General features: G+C 35.2%; 22 protein-coding genes, 1 tRNA gene and 1 pseudogene. 18 read left to right on the forward strand and 6 right to left on the reverse strand.

All coding sequences use genetic code 11. The annotated features are described in order from the left end of the window. Positions 1-111 precede the first annotated feature (111 nt). Together IPM14_14515 and IPM14_14520 are read left to right on the forward strand one after the other, a co-directional pair. Complete coding sequence (locus IPM14_14515) at positions 112-990, forward strand: DUF4835 family protein (protein MBK9099299.1); 879 nt, start codon at positions 112-114, stop codon at positions 988-990. 1059 nt (positions 991-2049) lie between these two features. Beyond that, complete coding sequence (locus tag IPM14_14520) at positions 2050-2445, forward strand: T9SS type A sorting domain-containing protein (protein MBK9099300.1); 396 nt, start codon at positions 2050-2052, stop codon at positions 2443-2445. 130 nt (positions 2446-2575) lie between these two features. On the opposite strand, the gene IPM14_14525 is transcribed toward IPM14_14520, so the two are convergent. The 3 genes and pseudogenes from IPM14_14525 to IPM14_14535 all read right to left on the reverse strand — a co-directional run bounded on the left by IPM14_14525 (position 2576) and on the right by IPM14_14535 (position 7244). After that, on the reverse strand, positions 2576-3529 hold the full coding sequence (locus tag IPM14_14525; GenBank protein MBK9099301.1) for an XdhC family protein: 954 nt from the start codon (positions 3527-3529) through the stop codon (positions 2576-2578). Positions 3530-3554: 25 nt separating this feature from the next. Next, positions 3555-5831, reverse strand: a complete 2277-nt coding sequence (locus tag IPM14_14530) for a molybdopterin-dependent oxidoreductase (GenBank protein ID MBK9099302.1) — start codon at positions 5829-5831, stop codon at positions 3555-3557. Continuing rightward, positions 5828-7244, reverse strand: a pseudogene (locus tag IPM14_14535) (FAD binding domain-containing protein). Before IPM14_14535 ends, IPM14_14530 begins: the two are co-directional and overlap by 4 nt. A gap of 402 nt (positions 7245-7646) precedes the next feature. On the opposite strand from IPM14_14535, the gene IPM14_14540 reads away from it, so the two are divergent. Both IPM14_14540 and IPM14_14545 read left to right on the forward strand, forming a co-directional pair. Beyond that, positions 7647-8357, forward strand: coding sequence for a redoxin domain-containing protein (locus IPM14_14540; protein MBK9099303.1), 711 nt, complete (start codon positions 7647-7649; stop codon positions 8355-8357). Positions 8358-8625: 268 nt separating this feature from the next. Continuing rightward, positions 8626-9636, forward strand: coding sequence for a hypothetical protein (locus IPM14_14545; protein ID MBK9099304.1), 1011 nt, complete (start codon positions 8626-8628; stop codon positions 9634-9636). A 227-nt stretch (positions 9637-9863) separates the two neighbouring features. Here the strand turns inward: IPM14_14545 and IPM14_14550 are convergent, their stop codons facing one another. After that, entirely contained in the window at positions 9864-10985 is a 1122-nt protein-coding gene (locus tag IPM14_14550) for a hypothetical protein (GenBank protein MBK9099305.1), read from the reverse strand. 72 nt (positions 10986-11057) lie between these two features. Next, complete coding sequence (locus tag IPM14_14555) at positions 11058-12248, reverse strand: pyridoxal phosphate-dependent aminotransferase family protein (GenBank protein ID MBK9099306.1); 1191 nt, start codon at positions 12246-12248, stop codon at positions 11058-11060. A 112-nt stretch (positions 12249-12360) separates the two neighbouring features. On the opposite strand from IPM14_14555, the gene IPM14_14560 reads away from it, so the two are divergent. After that, positions 12361-13353, forward strand: coding sequence for an NAD(P)-dependent oxidoreductase (locus IPM14_14560; protein MBK9099307.1), 993 nt, complete (start codon positions 12361-12363; stop codon positions 13351-13353). Here IPM14_14560 and IPM14_14565 read toward each other — a convergent pair. Further along, positions 13350-13742 carry a hypothetical protein gene (locus IPM14_14565; protein MBK9099308.1) on the reverse strand — a complete coding sequence of 131 codons (393 nt, stop codon included), beginning with the start codon at positions 13740-13742 and terminating at the stop codon, positions 13350-13352. The genes IPM14_14560 and IPM14_14565 overlap by 4 nt on opposite strands. 125 nt (positions 13743-13867) lie before the next feature. On the opposite strand from IPM14_14565, the gene IPM14_14570 reads away from it, so the two are divergent. From IPM14_14570 to IPM14_14630, 13 genes are all read left to right on the forward strand, one after another. Continuing rightward, positions 13868-13943 (forward strand) — tRNA-Ala (locus tag IPM14_14570). Positions 13944-14164: 221 nt separating this feature from the next. Next, the gene (locus tag IPM14_14575) at positions 14165-14470 is read left to right on the forward strand and encodes a hypothetical protein (GenBank protein MBK9099309.1); all 306 of its coding nucleotides are present in this window, start codon (positions 14165-14167) and stop codon (positions 14468-14470) included. Then, on the forward strand, positions 14457-15521 hold the full coding sequence (locus tag IPM14_14580) for an MATE family efflux transporter (GenBank protein ID MBK9099310.1): 1065 nt from the start codon (positions 14457-14459) through the stop codon (positions 15519-15521). The genes IPM14_14575 and IPM14_14580 overlap by 14 nt, the downstream gene beginning before the upstream one ends. 92 nt (positions 15522-15613) lie before the next feature. Further along, complete coding sequence (locus tag IPM14_14585) at positions 15614-16012, forward strand: hypothetical protein (protein ID MBK9099311.1); 399 nt, start codon at positions 15614-15616, stop codon at positions 16010-16012. A gap of 14 nt (positions 16013-16026) precedes the next feature. Next, positions 16027-17352, forward strand: a complete 1326-nt coding sequence (locus tag IPM14_14590) for a SpoIID/LytB domain-containing protein (GenBank protein MBK9099312.1) — start codon at positions 16027-16029, stop codon at positions 17350-17352. Then, the gene (gene maf / locus IPM14_14595) at positions 17345-17923 is read left to right on the forward strand and encodes a septum formation protein Maf (protein ID MBK9099313.1); all 579 of its coding nucleotides are present in this window, start codon (positions 17345-17347) and stop codon (positions 17921-17923) included. The genes IPM14_14590 and maf overlap by 8 nt, the downstream gene beginning before the upstream one ends. 1 nt (position 17924) lies before the next feature. Next, positions 17925-18878, forward strand: coding sequence for a flippase-like domain-containing protein (locus tag IPM14_14600; protein ID MBK9099314.1), 954 nt, complete (start codon positions 17925-17927; stop codon positions 18876-18878). Positions 18879-19116: 238 nt separating this feature from the next. Continuing rightward, positions 19117-19539: a YtxH domain-containing protein gene (locus tag IPM14_14605; GenBank protein ID MBK9099315.1), complete on the forward strand. Its 423-nt coding sequence runs from the start codon at positions 19117-19119 to the stop codon at positions 19537-19539. 8 nt (positions 19540-19547) lie between these two features. Further along, positions 19548-19931, forward strand: a complete 384-nt coding sequence (locus IPM14_14610) for a hypothetical protein (GenBank protein ID MBK9099316.1) — start codon at positions 19548-19550, stop codon at positions 19929-19931. Between the two features lie 35 nt (positions 19932-19966). Further along, positions 19967-22060, forward strand: a complete 2094-nt coding sequence (gene fusA, locus IPM14_14615; GenBank protein ID MBK9099317.1) for an elongation factor G — start codon at positions 19967-19969, stop codon at positions 22058-22060. 58 nt (positions 22061-22118) lie between these two features. Further along, positions 22119-22625, forward strand: coding sequence for an HIT domain-containing protein (locus IPM14_14620; GenBank protein MBK9099318.1), 507 nt, complete (start codon positions 22119-22121; stop codon positions 22623-22625). A gap of 34 nt (positions 22626-22659) precedes the next feature. Beyond that, a complete protein-coding gene (locus tag IPM14_14625) occupies positions 22660-23202 on the forward strand; it encodes a toxin-antitoxin system YwqK family antitoxin (GenBank protein MBK9099319.1) in 543 nt (180 codons plus the stop codon). An 11-nt stretch (positions 23203-23213) separates the two neighbouring features. Further along, complete coding sequence (locus IPM14_14630) at positions 23214-24068, forward strand: DUF72 domain-containing protein (protein ID MBK9099320.1); 855 nt, start codon at positions 23214-23216, stop codon at positions 24066-24068. Positions 24069-24098 lie beyond the last annotated feature (30 nt).

Here is a 24098-nt window from a genome sequence, read left to right on the forward strand (position 1 = left end):
ACAGTATAACTAAATTTATATATTAAACCCATTCGATGACAAAAATATTATTTAAGTCTTTCAAAAGGAAATATCCATCGTGTTAAAACCACAGATTTCTAAGAGGAATTAATGAAAAATACAATTTTAATGGTATTCTTATTTGTATCCGTTTTATCTGCACAGGAATTGAACTGTACAGTGGAAGTAAATTTTGAAAGCTTACCAGTTAATAACCGTGAACTGTTATCAGATTTTAAAGGTGTTATTGAAAATTATTTGAATACTACCCGATTTACCAACGATGACTGGGCTCAGAAAATAGATTGCACATTCAGTATTTTCTTCACTGGAGCCAGCAGTGATGTTGATTATTCTGCTCAGATCGTAATTGTGAGTCAACGACCGATCTACAACTCTCCAAAAAATTCACCAATGCTGACCATTAATGATGGACAATGGACTTTCAAATACCAACGCGGACAAGCATTGTATGCGAACCAATCTACATTCGATCCACTTTCGAGCTTCCTTGATTTTTATGCATTCATTATTATCGGGATGGATATGGATACATTCGAAAATTTTGGTGGTACAGTTTACTTTAAACGTGCACTCGACATCGCAAATCTTGCGGCAACAAGCAGCTCGAATACCGGATGGCTCCCGAGCAGTGCAGTTTACAACAGGATTGGATTGGTAGGTGATATTTTAAATGAAAAATATGCTGCATTCAGAAGCTCAGTTTTCGATTATCATCAATATGGATTGGATAGCTATGCAAAAAATCCGAAGCTTGCACAGGAGTATATAGCTCAGCTTGTTAATAATTTATGGGATATGTATCAGAAAACCGGCAGCATTAATAGCGTCTACGTAAGAACTTTTTTTGATGCAAAGAACGGAGAGATAGTTGATTACCTGCGATCATATCCCGATCCGGAAATTTTCAACAAACTAAAAAAAATAGACCCGCCGCACTCAGCAAAGTACGATTCGGCTATGCCGTAAAAAACTTTTATAATTGCGTAGAAAAAATCAACACCTAACACTTCGCTGATTACAAAGAGCACGTGATTGAGCTTCTACAAAAAGTCACAACCGACAGCGTTGAAACGATGAAAATTATCAGGGAAAAGAGAAGGTAAAAGAACTGTTGAAACTGAACTCAATAGCAAGGAAAAATCACATAAGTGGAAATGTTGTCAAATTAAAATGTTTACTTTGAAATCAATAAATCCCTCAGTTATTCAGCACAAATTCAGACAAATAAGGAAATAGTATTATTTTCGCAAACAAATAACTATTTGAATACGCACAATTAAAATGAAAACAAATATTAATTCAAAACTAATTCTCACATCAGTAGTTTTAATATCGTCCTTATTTACCGGCTGGGGTTACATTGGTCACAGAATTATTAATTACAACACGATTCTTTCTGCTCTTCCTCAAATGGAATTCTTCGATACCTGGGCTGATTCTATCAGAGCACACGGCTCTGATGCAGATTACAGAAAATCCTGGGATCCGGATGAAGCTCCAAAGCATTATATCGACATTGATAATTACCCTGAATTTATTCTAACTGGTACTATACCTCAGGATTTTGACTCGCTTGTTACCTTGCATGGTTATTCATTTGTAATGGAGCAGGGAATACTTCCGTGGGCAATAATCAAAACTGCTGACTCACTTCAAACATTATTTGAACTGAATGATATGCACACAGCAATGCTGATTGCTGCAGATCTCGGTCATTACATAGGCGATGCTCATATGCCTTTACACATAACGAGAAATTATAACGGACAGTATACTAATCAATATGGTGTTCATTCAAGATATGAATCGAATTTAATTCAGACTTTCCAATCGCAGATAGTATATAGTGGAGATACACTTCAATATATAGAGAACCTACCTGATTTTGTGTTTGAGATGATTTATAACAATTATCAATATGTTGACTCAGTACTTTATGCTGATTCAGTTGCTGAAGCTTATGCCGGTAATCATAATAGTACGACTTACTACAATAAATTCTGGGAACTTGCGAAAGGATTCACCATAGGTTTATTTCAAAAAGCATCATACAAATTAACGTGTGTAATTTATACAGCCTGGCAGAATGCTGGAAACACTACGAATATTTCCGGCAATGAAAATCATCTGCCATCGGGATTTATTTTATCGCAGAACTATCCTAACCCGTTTAATCCGTCAACAAAAATAAAATATTCAATCTCAAGTGTCATTGCGAACGAAGTGAAGCAATCTCAAATTGTTTCTCTGAGAGTTTATGATGTATTGGGTAACGAAATAGAAACTCTTGTCGACGAAGAAAAATCCGCAGGCACTTATGAAATAACTTGGTATGCAGAAGGATTACCAAGTGGAGTATATTTTTATAGACTTCAGACTGGAAGCTTTATTGAGACTAAAAAGATGCTTCTACTCAAATAGTATTTTAAAGAATCATTTTTGCGGGAGTGAAAAGATTTTCTTTTTATGAGCCAAAAATCCGACCAGCTTTCTCTATTCAAAATTTATTTTAAAATCCAGCCAATCCGAATTCTATAACGCTTATTACTAATTAACTGTTCTTCACTTTAATAATCTCTGCGGCAATGCTTATAGCAATTTCTTCCGGTGTTTCGGCTTCTATTTCAAGTCCGATTGGTGTATGCACTTTTTTCAGAAGTTCACTATCTACGCCTTCGCCCGTCAATGCATCAAATATACTTTTTATTTTTCTTTGACTTCCCATCATTCCAATGTATTTGACATTTTTATTTATAACAGATTTTAAAGTATCCTTATCACCTGCGTGCATTGGGGTAACAATTGTAACGAAAGATCTTTCACTTTCAATAATCTTACTTCCGATTTCTTCATATTTACAAATTATGATTTCATCCGCAAACTTGTTTTGCTCAATTGTATAAACATTTTCGCGATGATCAAATACGATTACGTAAAAGCCAAGTGATTTCATAACTCGTGAGACTGCAAGACCAACATGTCCGCTGCCTGCGATGTAGGTAATTAATGGTAACCCTAAATTTTCAATGTAATTCCAATCTTCATCATTGTTGTAATGAAAAAAAATTGGATGGATATTTTCAGTTTGCTGATATTCAATTTTAACTGGCATAACTGAAAGTTTTCCATTTTGCTTTTGACTTATAGATGAAAGTATGTTTTCAATTGTCTGGACAAGTGAGTTATCAATAACACTGAAAATTATTGTCTGATAACCACCGCAAATCAATCCAGATTTTTCAAAATTGGTTTTATCTGAATGATGAAGTTTTTTAATCAGCCGAGTTTCTTTGCCAAAGAGAAGATCAAGTGAATAATCAATCATATCTTTTTCCATTATACCGCCGCCAATAGTGCCGATCATTTCTGCATCTTCAGTCACTGCCATCTTAAATCCCTGTTTCCCGGGAGATGAATTTGATGATTCCGCAACTATCATCAGTATAATTTTTTTAGCAGAGTTGATTTGCTTTAATATAAAATTCCAGAAATATGTTTCATTCATAAAAAATGTCGATGGTTTAACAAATTCAAGTGGTTATTGGGCCATCAATTTTACTATAAAGATTCATCAATACTTTTTCGGGTGTAATCGGAGCATTGATCTCAAATTCATTCTTAGGTCTGAATGCCTTCATCGCATTTAATATTGCAAAGTATGCACCAATGCCATACATCAATGGCGGTTCCCCGATTGCTTTTGAATTAAAAGGTCCATAATGATTTTCTGAATCTTCTAAAAAAACAACTTCTATTTCTTTCGGTGAAGAATAAATATCAGGGACTTTATAAGTAGAAAGACTATTAGACAATAATTTTCCTTCGTTAGAATGGACAACTTCTTCGACAGTCAACCAGCCTATTCCCTGAACAATACCTCCTTCTGCTTGTCCAAGATCAATGACAGGATTTAAACTCTTTCCAAAGTCGTGAACAACTTTTACTGAATCAATGGTGTAAGTTCCGCGCAAGCAATCAAGTGTAACTGTAGTTATTCCTGTTCCATAAACATGATATGCAAACGGTTTGCCTTTATTCGTCCCTCTATCAAAATAAATATTAGGAGTTGCGTAATATGCTTGCGAAGACAAACTTATTCTTTTTTGATAAGCTATTTTGACAAGATCATTCCATAATAATTTTGATTTTATTCCTTGATGAAATATTACTTCATCCTTCAATTCCAACTCGCTTGCTTCTGCTGCTTTTAACTCTTCCGTTGCAACTTTGAGCAGTCTTTCCAGAATATTTTTACTCGCAAGAATTGCAGCATTCCCATTTAAATCTGCGCCGCTGCTTGCTGCAGTTGCTGAAGTGTTTGCTATTCTAGTTGTATTTGTAGTTTCAATTCTTATTTTATCTTTGGAAACAGACAAAGTATTTGCGACTGCAATTTTGATTTTTTCATTTACACCTTGTCCCATTTCAACAGCTGCCGTGCTTACTCCGATACTTCCATCTGTGTAAACATGAACTAATGCACTTGCCTGATTCAGAAAAGTGTTTGTGAAAGAAATACCAAAACAAATCGGCATTACAGCAATGCCTTTTTTAAATTGATAATTTTTCTTGTTAAAGTCTTCTACTTCTTTCTTTAATTTTTTAAAATCATATTTTTCTTCAGCATTTGTCCAGCATTTCTCCGCATAACATTTATCTGCCTTTTGTCCATAATAAAATGAATCGCCTTCTTTAAGAAGATTCTTTTTTTGAATTTCTTGAGCATCGACTCCCATTATCTCTGCGGCTTTATGAATTGCAGCTTCAATTACAAATTTTCCCTGCGGACCGCCAAAACCTCTGAAAGCAGTATTTGGTGGAAGATTTGTTTTGCAGCTAATACCTGTTGTCTTTACGTTTGGAATAAAATAACTGTTCGTGGCATGGAATAATGTTCTATCAAGAATTGCAGGAGAAAGATCCGCTACTGCACCTGCATTTTGATAATAAGTTGCTTCATATGCTAATATTTTCCCATCAGATGTTAAACCGATTTTATAATCTGATGAATAAGGATGACGCTTTCCTGTCATTCTGATGTCATCCATTCGGTTTAGAACGAGCTTTACAGGTTTATTTAATTTATGTGCAGCAAGTGCACTCATTACAGCCCAGTGTGTTGCCTGATCTTCTTTACCACCGAATGCACCACCTAATCGTAAAACATCAACTTCGATATTATTCATATCAACTGCAAGAATTCTTGCGACAGTCCTTTGTACTGTTGTTGGACTTTGAGTTGCAGAAAATATTTTTATCTTTCCACCTTCCTGAGGAACAGAAACTGAGCCTTGTGTTTCTAAATAGAGATGTTCCTGCCCTCCCGTTTCAACTTTTCCTTCAACAATGATATCACAATTGCTCCACGCTTCATCAACATTGCCAAAAGAAAATATTCTAGGCGGCATTATCAGCTGACCTTTTGCGTAGGCTTCACGAGGGTCAAAAATTGCGGTCAAAGGATCGTAATCAATCTTAATTTTCTTGACTGCTTTTTGTGCTGTCACAATTGAGTCTGCGACTACAATTCCAATTGGTTCACTTACAAATTGAACTTCATCCTCTGAAAAAAGAGTTTCATCAGGTATAATTCCACCAACCTGGTTAACACCGGGAATATCTTTTGCAGTAAAAAAAGCTTTTACTCCAGAGATTGATTTTGCTTCATCGATATTAATATTTAGAATTTTTCCATGAGCAATTGTTGAATCAAAAACAGCAGCGTATAGTGTTCCTGCGGGAACAATTAAGTCATCAATAAACTGCGACTCACCACGAACATGTTTTTCTATATCTGTGTTTCTCATATCAGAGCTTCAACATTTATTAGTTTCGGAAATAATTCTATAAAGTGAGCTTTAAATAATTGATTTAATAATAATCTCTTATAATCTTCACTCCCTCTTATATCGCTGATTGGTGAAATTTCTGATTGAATGATTGAAAGTGCTTTAACTAAAATATTATTTTCAATTTCTTTTCCGATCAAGAACTTAGATGTCTCTTCTAAATAGAAAGGAATCGGTGCAACTCCACCTGCGGAGAGATGTACTTCTTTTATAGTTTCGTTTACTACTTCTAGATATATTGCAGAATTTACACTCGCTATATCAAGATGTACGCTTTGAAACTTTTTCAAAATTGAAATGTGAATTTTCTGAGGAAAGATTGAACTCAATGAATTCTAAATATTCATCATCCGATTTATCTAATTTTTTATAACCTTTATAAAAATCTTTCAATAGAATATTTCTCTGCTTCGATCCGTTGTTCAAAATAACAGATGAATTTAAAGCAAGAAAGAAAACTGTCATATCACCAATTGGTGAAGCATTAATAATATTTCCTCCAATTGTTGCGCTATTTCTGATTGGCAAAGAAGCCATCAAATTCATAAAACTTTCAAGCCTGGGAAAATGTTTCTGAAAAACAGAGGAGTTTTTAATCATTTCAAAAGATGTTCCAGCACCCACACGACAAACATTATCATTAAAATTTATGTAAGAAAGATTTTTATCTTTTATAAAAGTGATTTGTTTTTCTAAAAGTTCATCGGGTTTCTGAACGAATAGATCTGTTCCGCCAGCTACAAAATATTTAGCGACTTTATTGTATCCGTTTGAATCATCGCTTTTTAGTCTTCTCAGTCTTTCAGGAATTTCTGTGAAATAATCTGGAAGAATGTTATTATTTACTAAGAATGAAATTCTATCTGACTCATTTATTGCTTGTGAAGGTAATCTTTTTAAAATATTGTCAACTGTTCTTTTAATCGAAGAGTAACCTGTGCAGCGGCAGATATTACCAGCAATTGAATTTACAGCTTTATCAATATTGTAAACATCATTATTAATTAGATAACCGGTGAGAGAAACAATAAAACCAGGCGTACAGAATCCACACTGAGACGCACCTTCATTAATAAAATCGTTCTGAATATGAGTACGATTATTTGAAGTTAGTCCTTCAATTGTAACGGTGTGAGTATTCTTTAAATTTCCGAGTGGAAGCAGACAGGAATTAACAGTGTGATATTCAAGTTTATTATTCCTAAAATATCCGACTAAAACTGTGCATGCACCGCAATCACCTTCTTTACAACCTTCCTTCGTTCCTGTAAGGTGCATTTGTTTTCTGATAAAATCCAGAAGTACAATTGCTGGATTAATCTTAACAGAAATTAATTCATTATTTAATATGAATTTTATTTCTTCTAACATTTAGTAAACTAGATTATAATCACGAATGCAATTTATCTAAAAATTATAAAAATAATCACGGATTGAATTTCTTATATCTTAAGAAAAAAGAATTTATCGATTTTGAATCTCTTGGCTTGCAGGATTCGTAAAAGAGTTTTGTCTTTGATTTGTAATAAGGGATTAAAATATTTTTTGCATAATTATCGTCCACACAATTCAATACAAATGTGTTTTTATTTGCTAATTACAAATCGATTGCCTTTGACTTTGGTAAAAAATTGATTCAAGTTTCATATAGAAATATTTTTCTTCTCCGTGAGGGCACGAGTACAGCCAAATTTAATTATCGAAGACTGCATCCCCAATACTCTCCCGAAGCACAAAATTCAGTAGTCATTTAATTAAGAATCGGAGGCTGAGATGATTCACAGAGTTTATATTCTTTTCACAATCGTTGTATTTTTTAGTGCAAATAGTCTTTCTCAAAAAAAACCTCTCGATCTAGCAATAATCGGTGAACCATTAAAAGAATTCAGCCTACCAATCTATAATGGAGGCATTTTTCAGCTTTCAGATGCAGCTGGAAAAAATATTTTATTGGTTTTTCCCAGGGGTTATTATGATAAAGACGTTTGGTGTGACATCTGTGCTTATGAATATCTGGATCTTGTGGATGAATTTTCCAACAAAAATCTTGCTGAAAAATATAACCTCGAGTTAGTTTTTGTTTTACCATATGACACAAGTACAATTCGAAAATGGTTGGAAGAAATACCTGATGTCTATGCAGGTCTGGAAGCTGGCAAACATCTGCCGGATACTTTAACAAATGAAAAATCAAAGACATGGGTACATTTTGCAAATAAACATTACCCCAAAACTTTTTCCATCAAAAAAGGTGAAACACCTCAACCGTTTATAATATTATCAGACGAAAAACACGAGCTTTCTGAAAGATTAGATATTTTTAGGACCGAATGGTGGGGGACAAAGGTTGATCAAAATATTCCCGCATTAATTCTATTGGATACAGAAGGTAAGGTAGTTTTCAAATATATAAGTCAGCATACTATTGACAGACCTTCTTCAAAATACTTGATAAAAATTATCGACACAATGATTGTTAAATGAAATTTCCGTATCAAAATATCTTGGTAGATATCGGATTTGCTCTAAACTGATTATATAGAGTTTATTTGCTATCATAATGCTTTAAGGATTACTTTGAAAATTTCTTAACCGTGATAATAAGTAAGATCAAAAAATAAATACTTCTAAATCCTACGGGAGTCAATCGCTGTAGAATGTTAGTCAGTAATATTTTGAAATTACTCAAGAACAAACTCCCCGGGGCAGAGGTTTTGAAAATAACTCTTTCAACTTTTTATGGAGGTCTGATATGTCACACAAAATTTTTATTCTCGTTGCGATAGTCATTTTCTTTAATGTGATAATTTACTCCCAAGAATCGGAAGAATATGATTACACAAAAGATCCTGAAGTTCTCAAAGCAATAGATGATGCTATGGATAGTCCGATATCTGAGCTTTTTGTTCTTTGGAACCAGTTAGATTGGAAACAAGTTACTTTTCCTCAGCCAGCAAACAGGCTTCATCCTTTTAAACCTAATACAAGGCGCGCTGAATGGGCAAGTGTTTACACGTTGATGCCAACCTTTCCTATACCTCTTGGAAGCTGGAATTGGGTAAACCGAATTTTATTTCAATGGCCGACAATTCCTCTTAAAGAAGAAGTGGGTAAATTATTCAGTATAACTCCCGGAGGTGGACAGGTTATCGGTGATACAGCTTTGGTCAATCTTATTCGAGATCCGTTTGGCAAAACAACTGGATTCGGTGATATGGTTTACTTAGGATTATTCGGACCGAAGCTTGGTTATAAAATGGAAGATGCCAGCATAATCTGGGCAGTTGGTCCAACCGTTATTTTACCAACAGCAAGTAAAGATATTCTCGGAACAGGAAAGTGGTGCGCAGGACCTGCCGGAGTTATTGTTTATAATGGCAGCAGCTGGAAGTACGGAATTTTCTGGCAGCAATGGTGGAGCTTTGCGGGTGAAGAAAACCGGGCTGATGTTAATATGTCAAACGTTCAATACTTCATTTATTATACACCTGATCCAAACTGGGCATTCGGGATGAGTCCAAATTTTACAATTAACTGGAATGCTGCACCTGAGGATCAATTAACTTTTCCAATTGGTTTTGGGTTCAATAAAACAGTTTACATCGGTCCGCTACCAATTTCTATTGGTGTTGAATGGTATTACTCAATTAAAACACCTGAGTATGCACCTGGAGTTTCTCAAGGTTTCAGGCTTTACATAATGCCTGCAATGCTTGCACCGTGGAGTGACCTGGCAAAACTGATAAACAGTAAAATGCAATAGATATTTTATACGATGAAAGTAACAAATTACTTTTTCATCGGAGAGGAGGAATTGTAGGAAATTAAAAGTTGAATTTGATTAAGGAACTGTAAGTTTCTTTAAATGCTTGAAATCTTTGTCGGAAATATTCGGCAGGGAATTCTTATTTTCAACTGAGAGCTGAATAAAACGAATTTAATAATTAATCAAGAGTGTTTCTACAGTTGCATTTTTTTCAGTTAATGATTTTAAACTTCGATCTCCCAAATCCTGTACCGTTTGTATCTATCTGCATTCATCAGCTCAAGACCGCGGTTCATCATATCATTGTCTTCTAAAACCCAACTGGCTTCTCCAAGTAGAATTCCAATCTTAGCAGCACGATTTACTATCTCCCAATAGAAAATGGTATCCAATCCCTTCTTTTGATATTCAGGAATAATACCGAGTGTCAGGATTCGTGCCCATCTGATATTTTTCTTTTGAGTGAATAATTTTAAAAAATTGAATGGGAAAAGTCTGCCGTTCATCTTTCTAAAAATAAAATTATAATCCAGCATTACTAATGCAGCTCCAATTAGATTTCCATCAACCTCACCAAAAAGAACAAGTGAAGGTTCAGCGATAGGTTTCATATCTTTTGCCATTGCATCAATTTGTTCTTCCGTCATAGGAACAAAACCCCAGTTAGGTGCCCAGGCTTTGTTGTAAACGTATTTAAATTTCTCGAGATCTTTCTGAAAATTTTTCATATCAAGTTGAGAAATTTTCAAATTGTATCTTTTCCTGACTAATTCCTGTCCGCGTTTTAATTTATCGGAAGCCATAACTTTTTCATTAACTAATTTCCATGCAAACAAATCTTTTGCTTTTTGCAGTCCGTAACCTTCACATAGTTTTATGTAATACTCAGGATTGTACGGCATTAGTAATCTCGGTGAATCATCGAAACCTTCAATCAACATTCCATAGATATCATTACTAGATGGATTTGCAGGACCTCTCATATACTTCAAACCTTTTTCTTTCATCCAGGATTTTGCTTTGTCAAACAATGCATTCGCTACCTGCTGATCGTTTATGCATTCGAAAAAACCGAATTGACCTGCATCATCTTTATGATATTTTAGATGAATTTCATTCCTGATAGCGGCGATACGTCCATCGAGTTCTCCGTTTCTATATGCAAGAAAGTACTCAGCATCAGCTCCTTTGAAGAATGGATTTTTTTGCTTGTTGAGGAGTGTTTTCTGTTCCATTAATAATGGTGGGACCCAATGACTGTTGCCTTTATAAATTTTCCACGGAAATTTTATAAACTGATTTAGTTCAGATTTTGTCGTAACCGGTTTTACTATTATTTCCTGCATCATCATTCCTCTCATAAAAAAAGCATACCTCAGTATCTTACCAAAGTATGCTTCATCATTTTAAAATATGATTTAGATCAAGCCGATTGCTTTTCCAGCTTTTTCGAATAAATGAATTATTTCATCAAGATGTTCTTTTTCGTGAGTTGCCATGTAACTGGTTCTCATCATCTGTCTTCCTTCAGGTACACCCGGTGAGATGAATACATTTACAAAAACACCGCTGTCATATAGTAAGCGCCACATCTTGAATGCGAGTTCATCATTTCCAACTATTACGGGAACAATTGCTGTTCGTCCTTCAATAACATTAAATCCTTTTTCTTTGAGATTCTTCCTCATATAGTTTGCATTGCTTATGAGTTTTTGAACACGTTCCGGTTCTTTTTCAAGAATATTAAGTGCAGCTAACGCAGCGGCAACAGCTGCCGGTGTTGGTGACGCGCTAAAGATTAAAGCAAGTGAAAAATGCTTTATGTAATTGATTACTCTTTCCGGTCCTGCAACAAATCCGCCAAGCGATGCAAATGTTTTGCTGAAAGTACCCATCGTGAGATCTATATCTTTTTCAAGATTGAATTCACTGGCAGTTCCTCTTCCGCCTTTACCGATGACGCCAACAGAATGAGCGTCGTCAATCATTATTCTGGCTTTGAATTTTTTTGCAATCTCATTTAATCTTGGAAGATCAACAATTTCACCGCCGGTGCTGAAAACCCCATCACTAACAATAAATTTTGCTGCATCGATTGGAACTTTTTCAATAACACGTTCGAGGTCATCCATATCGTTATGTTTATAGCGTAGAAAATTCCCCATTGCACCTTTTGCCATTAAGTTGCCAGCCATTATGCAGGCGTGGTTATCTTTATCAGAAATTATATATTCATTTCTTCCGACTAGTGTTGGTATAACGCCCTGTGCTGATTGGTAACCTGTGCTGAAAAGAAGAACACTTTCAACATTAAAAAATTTTGCGAGTCGTTCTTCCAGTTCAATATGAAGATCAAGTGTACCTGTTAAATAGCGTGAGCCCGAACAGCCTGTGCCGTATTTTTCCACTGCTTTAACAGCAGCTTCAACTACTTTTGGGTGGGCTGTTAATCCGAGATAATTATTTGAACCTGCCATAATAATTTTTCTTCCTTCAATCTGTACGACAGGTCCTTCATTTTCTTCAATTGGTCTGAAATAAGGATAAACACCTAAAGCTTTAACTTCATCTGCTCTTGTAAATTCAAAACATTTTGTGAATAGGTCCAAATGGAACTCCTTGGTTGGTTATAGATAGTAACGTAAAACTAAAAAGTTGTAGATTTTTGTTAATTTTGGAATAAAATGTATTACTAAAACGTTTTAAAAGCAAGCAAACTTAATGAATGACAAGCAAATAGCAGTTGTAACCGGAGCCAATGGTTTTGTTGGCAGTCACCTCGTGGATAACCTTCTCTCAAAAAATTTTGAAGTGAGATGCATCGTAAGAAAATCCAGTAATCTCCGTTGGCTCGAAGGAAAAAACGTACAAATATGTGATTGCGGTTTATTTGATAGAGAAGGATTGCGCAAAGCATTTAAAGATGCGAACTATATTTTTCACGTTGCCGGAGTCGTAAAAGCAAAAAATGAAGAAGGATATCTGAAAGGTAATGTTGAAGCGACTAAAGTTCTTCTCGAAGTTGCTTCGGAAGTGAAAGATACACTAAAAAAGTTCATTGTCGTAAGCAGTCAGACAGTCAGTGGTCCTTCATTGAACGGAATACCGGTCACCGAAGAAATGAAACCAAATCCATTAACAACTTATGCACGTAGTAAACTCAAACAAGAACAAACGGCTTTAAGTTATAAGAATATTTTTCCTGTGACGATTTGCCGCGCACCGGCTATCTTTGGTGAAAGAGATACTGAAATATTTATTTATTTCCAGGTGTTCAATCGTGGATTAACTACGATGATCGGTTTTGATAAAAAGGAATTAAGTTTACTTCATGTTACCGATTTAGCTGAAGGATTGTACCTCGCAGCTATTTCAGAAAAAAGTAACGGGCAAATATATTATATCAGTTCGGAAAAATTTTATACATGGGATGAAGTTGGCAAAATCACTTCATCGGTTCTTAACAAGAAAGCATTTAAAATCAGGATACCACACTTCATTGTATTTATAATTGCTGCAGTCGCACAATTCTTTGCGATGTTCAGTTCAAAACCTGCAACTTTGAATATCGAAAAAGCAAAAGATTTGGTGCAGCGATATTGGATATGCGATACTTCAAAAGCTGTCAGAGAGCTTGGTTACAGACAAAATGTTTCTGTCGAAGAGGGGATAAGACGAACTTGCTCGTGGTATAAAGAAATGAAATGGATTTAATTGTACTGAGCACCTTCTCTGATCCAAATTCTTATGCCGTTTATGTGATTCCTTTTCAGAGATTCATTGGGAGGCATAGGTTTGTAGAGTCGTTCAACTGTCCATACTAAAACACTTGAACTATCATCTCCGGGAATCACAATGTTAGGATTGGTTACATTTGTCCATGAAGATAAATTTACACCTCCTTCACTTCTTTGATCATTATGGCAAGGTACACACTTTACTTCAAAAACAGGAGCAACATGCTGTAAATAGCTTACATTTGAATCAGGCATTACAATATTATCGATATCGCTTGAAGTCAGACTATCATCACAGTTTTGTGAAATAAATACAAGCAGTAGTAGTGATAAGAGAACGAGATATTTGACAGAATGTTTTTTCATGAGTATAATAAAAATATTTTGTGATGATGAACATTTCAAATGATAAAATAAATGCACTCCTATCGAGAATGAAATTGACAAAGGAATAAAAGATAATTAGTTTTGCTCACGTAAAAAGAAAATCTGGGGCTATAGCTCAGCTGGGAGAGCGCTTGAATGGCATTCAAGAGGTCAGGAGTTCGATCCTCCTTAGCTCCACCAGTCTTCGTTTTAAGCAATGTGATAGAGCGAAGACTGTCACGGCGAAGCTTTGCGGAGACGGATTGGCTACATAATTCATTATGACCTAAACTTCGCCCTGGCAGGCATTTCAGGCGTTGAAGATATAATATTCAACGCCTTTTTTTATAAATCATATTACGAAATTTTCATTCTAATAATTTCGGCCAAAAACTTTGGATTACTTTTTGTAAACTCCTTTAATGAGAATACTACCAGTAAATAATTACTACAAAAAGATTCTTCAGGTTGCTTTACCTGCAATTGCAGGATTATCTACTCAAATGGTAGTCTCGCTTGTAGATTCGGCAATGGTTGGAAGAATTGATGATGCTAAATATGCTTTGGCAGCTATGGGAATTGGAGTGCTTGCAACCTGGGCACTAATAAGTTTTTTTTCAAGTCTGGCGACAGGAATTCATGTTGTAGTTGCACGCAAATTTGGAGAAGGTGATTATATATCCTGCGGAATTACGCTTAATAATTCTATTCTGATTGCTGTCTGGTAGGTGCTCTAGTTGCGATGGTCGGTGTGTTTTTTCTTACCCGATAGCTCATCTTTTTGCAACAGATGAAACTGTAGGAAATTATGCGAGTGAATATCTTTACTATCGCTTTATGGGGATACCATTTTTTCTCATCTCGGTTTCTTTCCGCGGATTCTTCTTCGGTATTAGTAAAACAAAAATTTTCATGTTCTCCGGTATTATTACAAATCTTCTGAACATCATATTCAACTATATTTTTATTTACGGACATTTCGGTTTTCCTGAAATGGGTTTAGCAGGTGCAGGATTGGGTTCTACACTTGCTACTGTGTTTGATGGTCTTTTCTACATTGTTATTATTCTATTACCTTCGTATCGAAAACGATTCCAAAATCTTAAGCACTTAATTATTAGTAAAAATATTATTTCAGCTATTGTCAGAATCTCTTGGCCGGTCTCATTTCAAAATGTGTTTATACTTATAGGATTTCTCAGTTTTGTTTCTATCACCGGAATCATCGGAACTTTAGAGCAAGCAGCGACACAGGCTATCATAAGTACACTATTCATTTCATTTTTGCCGTGCTTTGGTTTTGGTATTGCTGTGCAAACTTTAGTCGGAAATAATCTGGGTGCAAAAAAATATATCCTTGCGAAAATTTATGGCTTCGAGACGGCGAAAGTAGCTACCATCTACACTATTATACTTGGATTTGTCTTCACACTGATTCCTCAATGCGTATTATTAATTATTACAAATGATCAGACTATTATCCAAACTGCTGTTCCATCATTACGGGTTGCAGGTTTTGCACAAATCTTTTATGGAGTGGGTGTCGTTTTGGCAAACGGACTGCAAGCCGCCGGAAGATCTTTTTATGTTATGATGTCCGAAGTAATAACTAATCTCATAATTTTTGTCCCAATAGCATACTTTTTGGGTGTGTATCTTAATCTTGGATTAACCTGGGCCTGGATGGCGCTTCCGGTTTATATTATTCTATATTCACTTATTATTTATCTCAAATTCAGTTCATCAAACTGGTATACGACCATTCAGCTTGAAAAGTGAAGAAATTTGGAAAAGGTATTTTAAAGGATTTGTACTATAAAGTTTTAGAAAAAAGTATTGACATTAAGCTTTAAGTGAAATATATTCACACTATGAAAATGAAACTTTCGCACATTCTTATTATTTTCCTCTTGACGACAGCGGTATTTGCTGGAACTTTCCTCGAATATTTTCATGGAAGAAGTGAAGGTGATGATATTAGGCTTGAATGGAAGACGAGGGAAGAAGTAAATCTCCAGAATTTTAAGATTGAGAGAAAAACTCCACAAAGTGCATTTGCTGAGATTGCTACTATCCAGCCTAAAGGAAGTAATTCTTATTACTCTTACCTTGATCAGACAACGTATAAAATTACTGATATGATTTTTATCTACAGATTGAAAATTGTTGATACTAATGGACAGGCATCTTACTCGAATGAGGTTACTGTTTCGCATAGTGTTTCCGGTGTAAAGCGAACTTGGGGTAGTATCAAGGCTATGTTTCGGTGATTTGTAATTTCCTTTTGCCCTCCTTTAAATATCCCTTTTCCTTTTACTATAATCTCTTTAACAAAATTTTTCCCACTTTCATTCTTTTTTCGTTATTAATTTTTATTAGCTGCTCACCCTCTAAGAGGTTCCCGGCGGATGATGGAAAGGAAAGCGGTAGAATTGAAAAAGAGAGTAATGATATAATTGAAGCAAAAGAGGATGTTTCTTCGGAATTTACATATTCAAATTTACGAGTGCTGCTCTCTGGTGTTACTTCAACAGAATATTTATCAATAGGATCATCAGCATATTTAATTAATGGTAATTCCAGAATTGCTCTCATCAAGCCAGGGAACAAAATAAATTGTTCTGAGAATGATGGAAGAATAAATCTCACAATTAATAATGAAAGCTTCGAAGGAGAGATTTATTTTCTTGTTTCCTCCAATGGCGAAGACATAGTTAATATTAATGGAAGGAACTACAGGGGTAAAATTCAAATTTCGTCTTCAGGTAATTCAGTAAATGTAATTAATTTTATTAATCTTGAAGATTATGTAAAGGGTGTGTTGGCTAAGGAAATGCCAATCGGAAAAAATGAAGAAAATCTTGAAGCGCTTAAAGCACTTGCAATCTGCGTGAGAACTTACGCTCTGCAAAGACTTAAAGATGGAAAAATTTATTTTGATCTTTATTCAGATACTCGCGACCAGGTTTACGGCGGTGCTGACGCAGAAAGTCCAATCACTAATAAAGCAGTTGAGCAAACAGCGAATATAATTTTAATGTATGGAGACGCTCCAGCAATCGTGTTCTATCATTCCACCTGCGGGGGATATACTGAATCTTCTCAAAATGTTTTTACAAAAGAACAATTTCCATATCTATCAGGAATCCAGGACGGATCGGATCCCTACTGTAAAATTTCACCAAGATTTGAATGGGAAGAATCTTTCAATAAAGAATTAATAATTGAGCGGTTAAAAAATTATTCACTTTTAGATAACGCTAATTATAGCCTGGAGGAAGTAAATATCCTGAGCAGGCTTGATTCAGGAAGAGTAGATGAATTAGAATTTAGAACCACTGATCATAATGGAAATAGGAATTCAATAATCGTCCGTGGGAATGAAATCAGGAGTGTTTTACGTACAGGAGACGGAAAAAATATTTTATGGAGTACTATGTTTAATATCTCAACTGAAAGAAATAATATTGTTCTTGTCGGAAATGGATTTGGACATGGTGTTGGTCTCTGTCAATGGGGAGCAATAGCGTTATCAAGAATGGGCTGGAGCTATGAGGAAATTCTTGAACATTATTATCCCGGAACATATGAAGGAATCATAGATGATTAAAACGAAAATTCCAATTTATCTTGCTTCAAAATCCCCTCGACGGAGAAAACTATTGAAGCAGCTCGGGATAAAATTCAAAGCCTTCTCAGTCAATTCTCCTGAAGATTTTCTTGATGGTGAGCATCCGGTCCGTTGTGTTAAAAGAATTGCTCTTGAAAAAATGGAGTTTGCCAAACGCAAAGTAAACGGAGGTATAATAATAACTGCTGACACCATTGTTGTGTTGAATCATAAAGTTATCGGCAAGCCTGTTACCAAAATAGATGCAATAAAAATACTTTCGCAGCTGAGTGGAAAAGTTCATACAGTCTACACCGGCTTTTGTGTCCTAAATCAAAAAACCGGCGTGATGGTGATCGATTATGAAAAGACTGAAGTTGAATTCCGTAAACTTATGAAAGATGAAATCATTGATTATGTTGATGGCGGCAGTCCGATGGATAAAGCAGGTGCATATGGAATTCAGGATGATTTTGGTGCTGTCTTCGTAAAAAGAATAAATGGTTGTTACTATAATGTTGTCGGGTTACCGCTGACCAAATTATACAAAGCTCTTCGGGAAGTAAGCTGAGTTGTTAAAAAAACTTAAACAAAAAGTAATCGTTTCGATTGTTATAGCAGGTGTATTTTATCTTGCGTTTACAATTTATGCTGACTTCAATCAGGTTATTCAGGCTTTCGGAAGATTTAATCTTTGGCTTCTTCCATTATTACTTGTCCTTTCATTTCTTAATTACTTCACAAGATTTTTAAAGTGGGATTATTATCTCTCAATAGTAAAAGTTAAGTTAAAAAAAATTGATTCACTTTCTACTTTTATGTCCGGATTAATTATGAGTGTTACTCCAGCAAAACTTGGAGAAGTTCTTAAATCTGTTTTGGTGAAAGAAATAACGGGTGACTCAATCAGCAAAACAGCTCCGATAATTTTAGCTGAACGTATTACAGATTTTTTATCCCTGCTTGTGATATCTATTGCTGGTGCTATCGTATTCGATTACGGTGGGAATATCACAATTATGGTAGCGATATTTTTTGTAATCCTGATAATTGTAATAAGCAACAAGCGGATTGCTTTACCTATTATTAATGTATCTGAAAAAATTCCGCTCATCAAAAAATATATTCAACACATTCATTCTGCTTATGAAAGTTCTTATCAGTTATTAAAACTAAAGCCATTGATTTTAATGACACTGCTTAGTTTGATTTCCTGGGGTTTTGAGTGCCTGGGGTATTATTTAATCCTCGTCAATTTTAATGCGGATTTCGGACTTCTGTGGGCATCATTTAGTTACAGCTTTTCAACAATTGTCGGAGCTATATCTATGTTACCTGGAGGTTTAGGATTAACAGAAGGTTCATTAACATTTCTATTAGTACAAAAAGGGATCTCAGCAGATATTGCAGTAGCAACAACATTCATCGTTCGGGTTGTTACTTTGTGGTTTGCAGTTTTGGTTGGAATAGTAAGCCTATCATTCTACCAAAAAAGATTCGGGCAAATAAACAACGATCAAATCTGATCCTCTTCTATCAAAAGAAATAATATTTTTTAGATATATCTAATCTTACCGAAACAGAGTTAAAGCATTTGATTACCTATTTGAACTGAAAAATCATATAGCATCAACTCGCATTTTAATTAATTTATTATTTGTCTAATGTTAATCAATTCAGCAACTATAAATAGCTTAATTTCCTTGACTTAAAGCATTAAGCTTGGTATTTTTGTGCCCCACTAATAAATGAAAGGAGACGATTATGGGACAAGGAAATAATTTCAAAAAAGGTCTTTTGATTGGATTTTTTACCGGCGGCGCACTGGGTGCTGCTCTTGCTTTGCTTTTTGCACCTAAAAGTGGAAAAGAATTGAGGAAGGACATTAAAGATAAAAGCGAAGAGTATCTGGATGAAGCCGAGAAATATATTTCTCAAGCCAGAGAAAAAGCCGTCGATATGATTAATGAGGGAAAGAAGCGATCAGAAAAATTAGTCAGAGATGCTAAAGATAAATCCGATCAGCTGATGAAGGATGCTGAAAAAGTTTATAAAGATGCAAGGGAAAAAGTTTCTGATTCAATTAAAACCGGTAAAGATTCTATAGAGCATAAAAAAGATCAGATAAAAGATGCGATAAAAGCCGGTGTGGATGCTTATAAAGAATCCAAACATTCCGGGGATTAATTTAGTTAATGACTGTTATTGATGTATTAACCGCTGTAGTTTTAATTCTTGTTTCGGCTCTTATTGTTTTCTTGATTGTATACCTTGGGAAAATTACAAAATCAATTCAGGAATTACAGAAAGATATAAGCGACCTTTCTGATAAACTTGAACCGCTTGTATTTTCTCTTGCCGATCTTACAACTAAGCTTACTGATTTGAGCGATCAGGCAAAAAGACAGCTGGAAGCTACGAAGGGCATAGTTTTCAGCGTTAGAGACAGAGTGGATACAATTCTTAAATTTGAAGAAAAAATAAGAGCCGGAATTGATGGCCCGATTTCCGGTTTTCTTACTCAGATAAAAGCAATCTCGAACGGAGTAAGCACTTTTCTCAACTACCTAAAAAAATAATTTCTAATTAAAAAAATACTTCCAGGAGGATACCCTTGAAAGAGATCAGTTCAGAGGCTATACGTAATATTGCATTAGTCGGTCACGGCGGAGGCGGCAAAACAACATTATCAGAAATTATTCTTTACACAGCTAAAGAAACTAACAGGATCGGAAAAATCGAAGATGGTAATACCGTTTCCGATTATACTCCTAATGAAGTTGAAAAACAGATCTCGATATCATCCTCTTTAATGAATATAGAATGGAATAATACCAAAATTAATATCATTGATGCTCCGGGATTTTCTGATTTCGTTGGTGATGTAAAAAGTGCTCTAAAAGTTTGTGATAATGCAGTGATGGTAATCAAATCTGTTGAAGGAATTGAAGTTGGTACGGATTCGGCAAAAAATATTATCGATGAATACAAACTGCCATCTTCTGTTATCATTAATAAAGTTGATAGTGAACATTCAACTTTTTTTGAAACCTTTGAAGCAGTGAAGGAAAGAATTCATCAAGGATCAACGATCATTACTTTCCCTGTATCGGAAGGACTTCATTTTAATGCAGTTGTTGATATAGTTGCTATGAAGGCTTATACTTTTGGTGAAGCTGGAAGCCGGACTGTTACTGAATCCGATATTCCTGCAGATGTAAAAGAACAGGCAGAGGATTTCCGAACTCAGTTAATAGAAAAAGTTGCTGAGTATTCAGAAGATTTAATGAATAAATATTTTGAGGAAGGTTCTCTCTCAGAAGCTGATTTAAAGAAAGGATTAAAAGCTTCAATCGTGAATGGAAACCTGCTTCCGGTATTTGCTGTATCTGCAAATAAAGCGGTCGGCATTAATAATTTTCTGGATTTTGTGAGCAATTATTTTCCTTCACCTGTGGACAGAGGACCAGCTCCAGCCAAACTTGCAGGAAAAAATGAACCTGTAATGGTTAAAGTTGATTCTAACGCTGAACCCGTACTTTTCATTTTCAAAACAATTTCTGAACAGCATGTAGGTGAACTTTCGCTCTTTAAATTATACTCAGGTAAAGTTTCGCCTGGTCTGGATCTTATGAATGAAAATAACAATAAGGTTGAAAGATTAAACCAACTGTTCACATTGAACGGACACAACAGAAAGGATATTGCTCAGGTTGTTGCAGGAGATATTGCTGCAGTAGTAAAACTAAAAGACACTCATACAAATAATACACTGGCTTCTAAAAATTATTCGGTTATCATTAATCCTATTGAATTTCCAGAGCCTGTTATCCGCGGTGCAATTAAAGCGAAAGCAAAAGGTGATGAAGACAAAATTGCAACAGGACTTCACACATTGCACGAGGAAGATCCGTCATTCAACGTAAACTTTGATCCGGAAATCTCACAGACGATCATATCAGGCCAGGGTGAACTGCAGCTTTTACTTGCTGTTAAAAGATTGAAGGACAGATACGGAGTTGATGTTGATCTTGTTGAACCGAGAATTCCATTCCGCGAAACTATAAAAGCAATTGCTAATGACGTTGAATATAAACATAAGAAGCAGTCGGGTGGACGTGGTCAGTACGGGCATATACATATTAAAATGGAACCTCTTCCGAGAGGTAAAGGATTTGAGTTTGTTAATGCAATTGTTGGTGGAGTTGTTCCGGGTAGATTCATTCCAGCAGTCGAAAAAGGAATTATTGAAACAATGACGAAGGGTGTACTTGCTGGCAATCAAGTTGTTGATGTTAAGGTAACACTTTTTGATGGGACTTATCACACTGTTGACTCTGATGAAATGTCATTCAAGATTGCGGCAAGCCAGGGATTTAAAAAAGGATTCCTTGAAGCAAAACCTGTGCTGCTTGAACCTATTTTTGAAATCGAAGTTAAAGTTCCGGAAGAATATATGGGCGATGTTATGGGAGATATCTCCAGCAAGCGTGGAAAGATTTTAGGAATGGATAGTGATGGAAGATTTCAGATTATTAAAGCGCTCGTGCCTCTTGCTGAACTTTACAAGTATTCTTCACACCTTAGAAGCTTAACACAGGGAAGAGGAGTTCATAAACGACGGTTTGATCATTATGAAGAAATGCCGAAAGAAATTGAGCAGAAGGTAATCGAGGAATACAAGAAATCAAAAGAAGAAGAAAATTAATTCTCTGATAAATTAAACAGGCGGATAATATCCGCCTTTATTTTTATTAATATATTATATGAAAAATCTTTGGTCTCCCTGGAGATCTAACTATATCGAATCATTTAGAGAAGAACAATCGTCTGGTGGATGCATTTTTTGCGAAGCATTGGATAAAGAGGTATCTGATCTAAACAATCTTCTTGTCCGTAAATCAAAAAATACCTTGGTGATGCTGAACCTCTATCCATATAATAATGGTCATCTGATGATCGTTCCAAAGAGACATCTTGGTTCTGTTGAGCAGCTCAGTGCAGAAGAATCTCATGAATTAATGGATGAAATTATATTAGCTGAGATGATACTTCAGAAAGTATATTCACCGCAGGGATTCAATATCGGTGCGAATCTAGGTAGAGCAGGCGGTGCAGGAATAGAAGACCACATTCATTTTCACATTGTGCCCAGATGGAATGGTGACACGAACTTTATGCCTGCAATCGGTGAAGTGAAAGTAATCTCGCAGGAACTTTCGATAACCAAAGAAAAGCTGATAGCCGGTTACCAAGAATTAATTAAAAAGTAATTATCTAATCTCCCCCAATATTTAAAAAGCCAAAATGATGAATTACAAATCCCGCGTTATCTTTTTTTTACTTTTAATTTCAATCACAATTCTCTCAATTTCCTGCGGCAAGGAAGAGATTCCAAAATCAACTCTGGTAATAAAAGATAATTTGCTTTACAAACAGGGAAGTAATGTTCCATTTACAGGACGTGAAAGAGCACTCGTTGAAAATAAAATAATTGAATACGATGTTAAAGATGGACTTAAGCATGGTGATTTCAGAATATTTTCAGAAGAAGGTGTTCTTGAAATGGAAGGACAGACTGATAGTAATCGGAATGTCGGTAAATGGAAATACTTTTATTCAGATGGTAAAATTGAATCCGAGGGAAATTTTGTTAATGATATACCTGAAGGACTCTGGATATGGAACTATCCAGACGGTAAGAAAAAAGAAGAAGGACATTACAAGCAAGGAAAAAGAGTTGGCTTGTGGTATATCTACGATACAGCAGGAAATATCTCCTTCGAAAAAAATTATGATATAGAAGATTCAACTACAGTTGAAGACGAAGATTTGAAAATCATCGATTAGAAATAATCAAAATGATCCGAATCGGAACTTGTAGCTGGAAATATGATTCCTGGAAAGGAATTGTATATTCAGAAAACAACAAGAAAAATTATCTGAAAGAATATTCAAAGAAATTCGAGACAGTCGAGATTGATCAATGGTTCTGGTCCTTATTCTCCCCGTCAAAAGTAGTCCTGCCTCAAAAGAAAGTTGCTGAAGAATATTCGAAATCTGTTCCGAAGGATTTTCTTTTCACCGTAAAGGTTCCAAACTCAATTACACTTACTCATTTTTATAAAGAGTCGAAGGAAGATGAGTTAAGAGCAAATCCGTATTTTCTTTCCATCGAAATTTTTCAAGAGTTCTTAAATTCTATCGAACCGATACTGGATCAAACGGGCTGCCTGATATTTCAGTTTGAATATTTGAACAAGCAGAAGATGAAATCGTTATCAGATTTTCAATTAAGATTTTCAGAGTTCAGAAAACAAATAAAAAATTCTCTTCTACCAATTGGAATTGAAATAAGAAATCCAAATTATCTCAATGAAAAATATTTTCGGTTTTTGATGGAACAAAAAATAGTCCCTGTTTTGCTTGAAGGATACTATATACCTCCTGTAATCGAGACATATTCAAAATTTAAAGAATATATCAGAGAGGTTGTTGTGCTCAGACTGCACGGACCCGACAGACAAGGAATCGAAAAAATATCTAATGAAAACTGGAACCAGATTTACATAAACCGCGATAAAGAAATTAATTCTTTAGTTGAGATGATAAAGGAAATGCAAAAGGATCAAGTTGATCTTTTTGTAAATGTAAATAATCATTTTGAAGGCTCGGCGCCACTTACGATTAAAAAGATCAAGGATAAACTGAGTTAAAGTATGCTGGTTGATTTACTGTTTGCATAG

The organism is bacterium (assembly GCA_016716565.1).
Lineage (GTDB): Bacteria > Bacteroidota > Ignavibacteria > Ignavibacteriales > Ignavibacteriaceae > IGN2.